This is a genomic window from Jezberella sp., from assembly GCF_964834465.1.
Genome location: NZ_CBAZRM010000039.1, coordinates 1 through 4,508, shown reverse-complemented (window position 1 = coordinate 4,508; position 4,508 = coordinate 1). Strand labels below are relative to the sequence as shown.

At 49.7% G+C, this 4,508-nt stretch carries 4 protein-coding genes; 1 reads left to right on the top strand and 3 read right to left on the bottom strand.

Translation table 11 applies throughout. The annotated features are described in order from the left end of the window. The 3 genes from AC1W8Y_RS14890 to AC1W8Y_RS14880 all read right to left on the bottom strand — a co-directional run. A partial coding sequence (locus AC1W8Y_RS14890) for an efflux RND transporter permease subunit (RefSeq protein WP_482015277.1) occupies positions 1-912 on the bottom strand: 912 nt, incomplete at its 3' end. Continuing rightward, complete coding sequence (locus AC1W8Y_RS14885; protein WP_482015276.1) at positions 909-2,003, bottom strand: efflux RND transporter periplasmic adaptor subunit; 1,095 nt, start codon at positions 2,001-2,003, stop codon at positions 909-911. The genes AC1W8Y_RS14890 and AC1W8Y_RS14885, both read right to left, overlap by 4 nt. A 102-nt stretch (positions 2,004-2,105) precedes the next feature. After that, entirely contained in the window at positions 2,106-2,720 is a 615-nt protein-coding gene (locus AC1W8Y_RS14880) for a TetR/AcrR family transcriptional regulator (RefSeq protein WP_423015435.1), read from the bottom strand. Positions 2,721-2,860: 140 nt separating this feature from the next. On the opposite strand from AC1W8Y_RS14880, the gene AC1W8Y_RS14875 reads away from it, so the two are divergent. Beyond that, positions 2,861-4,321 carry an efflux transporter outer membrane subunit gene (locus AC1W8Y_RS14875; RefSeq protein ID WP_482015275.1) on the top strand — a complete coding sequence of 487 codons (1,461 nt, stop codon included), beginning with the start codon at positions 2,861-2,863 and terminating at the stop codon, positions 4,319-4,321. Positions 4,322-4,508: the final 187 nt, after the last annotated feature.

Genomic DNA, 4,508 nt, shown 5'->3' with positions numbered 1-4,508 from the left:
CGCTTTACCAAGATCCAATCCATTCCAGCCATCGCGCATCACAACACCAAGGAGCAATGCGTCTTCCCCGTTGTTACGAATTAAAAATGTCGCAGGATCTTCATAGCCACGTTCGACCTTTGCAATGTCCTCAAGCTTGAATGTTCGTCCTTGTGCAACGATGGGTGTTTGACGAATTTTATCGAGCTGATCGAGAGCGCCATCGATACGCAGAAACACCTGCGGACCTTTTGTGTCAATCGAACCTGCAGGCGTCAGTACATTTTGGTTATTGAGCGCAGCAAAAATAGATTGTGGTGAAACACCCAAGGTTGCCAATCGCTCGTGCGAGAATGAAACAAAAATTCGTTCGGCTTGTTCGCCGATAATATTCACTTTTTTTACACCGGCTACGTGCAAAAGGCGTTGTCGTATGGCCTCAGCATCTCGCACTAATAACCGCTGCGGATGACCTTTGGCTTTCAAGGCAAATAATGCAAATGTCACGTCGGAGAATTCATCATTTACCATCGGACCAATGACACCCGCGGGTAAATTCTTTGTTTCGTCACTGACTTTTTTACGTGCTTGGTAGAACTGTTCTTGTACTTCAGATGGTGGCGTACGATCGAGTAACGATACCATGGTAAATGCCATACCAGGTCGTGTGTAGGTTTCGGCGCGGTCATACCAGCGCAACTCTTGGAGACGCTTCTCCAAGGGTTCAGCAACCTGATCCTGCATTTCTTGTGCAGTAGCGCCCGGCCACACACTAATCACAGTCATCTGCTTAACAGTAAAGGGAGGATCTTCTGCACGACCGAGCTTAAAGAAGGCAAGAATACCCGCAACTGAAATCAAAAAAATCAAAAATACCGTGATAGAGCGTTCACGCACAGCAAGGGCAGAGAGATTAAATCGACCAGAACTCATGGATGCACCCCTTCCTTCGCCACAATCGCTACGTGCTCACCTTCATGCAAAAGATGCACACCCAAGGCGGCAATTTGCTCTCCCGATTTCAACGAGCCCGAGATGCGGCTCGTTTCGTCACCGATACTGAGAACGTGTACTGGACGCCAATTCACCTTTGCTGGAGAACCTGACACCACCCACACACCTGGGCCTTTCCCAGCATCCTCAATTGCAGCCGTCGGGACTTGCCATCCGCCGTCTGATGCATTGCCCTGCTGAATATCGATATTCACTGTCGCACCAAGGGGAGCGTCACTCAGCTCACCTTCAAGGACGTATCGCGCTTCAAACGTACGAGTGAGTGGATCAGCGGCATTGGACAACAACCGTAGTTTGGCTGGCAGGTGAATATTGTCCTTCCCATATAAGGTCGCTGACGCCACTGTTCCCGCTGCTGGGCGGACTGTTTCTGGTAAATGCACGATGGCTTCACGCTGCCCTGCATGCGCTAACCGAACGACAGCCTGTCCGGGATTAACCACCTGCCCTGGTTCTGCCAAGGTTTCAACGATCACGCCATCGGCATCGGCAAGTAAAACGGCATAGCCTGAGGCATTGTGGGCGACATCAGCACGTGCTTGTTCAGCGCTTAGTTGCGCCTTTGCGCTATCAGCCGATGCTTTTATTTGATCATAGGTGGAAGCAGAGACCGCGCCAGCCGCCACTAGATCGCGATAACGTATCTCGTCATCAGCCGTTTGCTTTGCGTGTGCTTTTGCAGCCGCCACCGCATCTTGCTGCGCGCGTGCCTGCAATCCCAGATCAACGGGGTCGAGACGCATTAACGGCTGCCCTCGGCGCACGATCTGACCAGTATCGACAAGCCGCTCGATGACTTTTCCGCTGACACGGAAAGCAAGATCACTCTGGACCCGTGCGGCCACGATGCCAGAAAAAGTCGTTGTTGATGTAGTAGCGCTTTGAATCGTGGCCGTCTTTACAACGGGCACTTGCGTACGAGGATCAACCGCGTTGGGCGACTTGCCGCATGCGACAAGTGCCAAAAACGAAGAACAAAGAACAAGATTGATGGGTGTAAGCCGACGCATGGGTTCCCCTAAAAATGAATAGAAAGAACCGCATTATTAAACTAGTGACCAATTAAGTCAATAGTCACATCGAAATAAGGATGATTTGTCAGCGTCAACTTATTAAGGTGACAAACTCCTCAGAATCAATGCCGAGAGTTGCACGGCAGAGCTATTGGCAATATCTAAGTTATATTGAAGTTGCACTGGCATCACATAGGGACGCATTACCATATAAACCGCATTGACTAACTCATCTAACGGTGTTTTGCGTTCAAACTCACCATCCTGACGCCCTTGGATAAGGATGTCTTCGAGCATTTTTTGCAATTGCTGTTCATACAATTGCGTCGATGGCCAACGATCTCTCGACGCCACAGCAGCAATATCGTAAAGCTTACGGTCATGGAAAAATAAGTCACTGCCCGCCTCGACAAGGGCGCTAAAAAGACGGCGAATTTTCTCCGTTGCACTCGGAGCACTCGTTACCTTCACCGTGACGTGCTCGGTCATTAAAGCCAGCCTGTTTGAGCAAATAACCTCGCCAATGGCCTGCTTTGAATCAAAAAATTTATAAATGTACGCCTTAGAAAATCCAATCGATTTCGCGAGATCAGACACTGTTGTCTTTTCAAAGCCGTAATGCGCAAAGTGCTCAGTGGCTGCCAAAACAATTTGTTCTCGGACACTATGATCCAGAGGGCCACGGGTATTGGGGGGTTGCATATGTGTAGTCATGTTCACAGCTTAACGCGAACGGAGAAGGTTGACAATATGTGACCAAACTGTAATATAGTCACACTTAAACCAAAAAACAAAACAACCAAACATTCGCTTAGCTGCAACTATTGCTAAATAACCATCGAAAAGGAACCAACATGCTATCCACTCGACCACTCACTCTCCTAATAGGTGCAAGTCTCATTGCAGGCTGCACCACACAAGCGGCTTATAAGACGCCAGACCAGCTACTCTCTGGAAACTACACAAGCCAAGCAAATACTTCGCTTACATCGCCACCCACAACGCTCAAATTAGAAGCATGGTGGGAAGGATTTAATGACCCCGTCCTGACAGAACTGATCGAGAAAGCGCTCAAAGAGAATCTTGATCTGGCGCAAGCATTTGCCAGAGTTGAACAGAGTAAGGCGGGCAATGATGCTGCGCTAGCCGCCCTTCTGCCATCTGCTCATATCAGTGGTCAGGCGGCAAGATCTCATCAGTCAATCGAAACACCACTAGGTCAAGTACTGAATTCATCGCCAAAATTTAACCGCAATGGCAACGCCTACGAACTCAATCTCGCAGCAAGTTGGGAGCTTGATCTCTTCGGAAGTCTGCGCGAACAACGGCAAGGTGCAATAGCAGAATATCAAGCATCCGAAGCCGCGGCGGTCGCAACGAGGCTAACCGTCGAAGCACAAACGGCCAATCTATACATCACGATCCGAGGATTACAAACCCGATTAGAGATCGCCGAGAAGCAAGTCAAAACACAAGAAGCACTGCTTGAAAAAGCAAAACTCCTGCTCAGTAAAGGGCTCTTGGCCGAATACCAAGTACACCAAGCTGAAGGTAGCCTGTCTCAAGCGCGAGCAGCGTTGCCACTCCTCCAAACTAGACTCGATGCGGCAATGAATGGATTGGATGTGATCTTAGGCGTGCAGCCTGGTACCACCCGCCCTACATTGCTTGCAGCCACACCAATTCCCACCGCACCTCGCATTGATCATATTGGTGCACCTGCCGACCTACTGCGTCGTCGACCAGATCTGATTGTCGCAGAACGCAAACTCGCTGCAGCGAACGCACGGGTCGGTGTTGCGGTCAAAGAGTATTACCCGCAATTTTCTATCAGCGCGCTGATTGGTAACGCCACTGCCGTCTCAAGTAAGAATCTCTTCACGAGCGGTGCAGAGCAATCGGCGGGAGTTCTGGGCTTGCGTTGGAGATTATTTGACTTTGGACGCATCAATGCTGAAATCAACCAAGCAAAAGGACAAGCCGCTGAGGCTGTCGCAAATTACAAGCAATCCGCCTTGAGAGCGACGGAAGACGTAGAAAATGCCGTTTCCGGTGCAATGAATAGCGATACGGAAGTGACAACCCTCACTGCTGGAGAAGCCTCAATTGCCAGCGCACGACAATCGTCCTATATCGCCTTCCAGAAAGGTGCAGCAAGTCAGATCGATGTATTACATGCGGATGAAAGCGTTCTCAGAGCATCAGATGCACGAGCACAAGCTCAAGCAGAATCTGCGCTCGCAGCGGTTGCACTCTTCAAGGCATTGGGCGGCGGATGGTCCGATACAAACGACCAGCGAATAGCCTCACGGTAAGTCGGATCATGTAAGGTGATTTTGAGGAGATTTTGACCTAATCTGACGCGCACCGAATGTCATCTTTGGTGTCGTTAGATCAGGTTTGAAATGATGTCGCTAATCAGATGTTCGTCGAATTCCTTGGTGCTTAAAGGAGATAGGCCACCGAAACGTAGAGCGCCTTATACAGAATTATGCATCCTCG

What these genes read in the sequence shown, in the direction of transcription:
- AC1W8Y_RS14880 (WP_423015435.1), bottom strand. Translation starts at nt 2,720, where the DNA reads ATGACTACACATATGCAACCCCCCAATACCCGTGGCCCTCTGGATCAT.
- AC1W8Y_RS14885 (WP_482015276.1), bottom strand. Translation starts at nt 2,003, where the DNA reads ATGCGTCGGCTTACACCCATCAATCTTGTTCTTTGTTCTTCGTTTTTG.
- AC1W8Y_RS14875 (WP_482015275.1), top strand. Translation starts at nt 2,861, where the DNA reads ATGCTATCCACTCGACCACTCACTCTCCTAATAGGTGCAAGTCTCATT.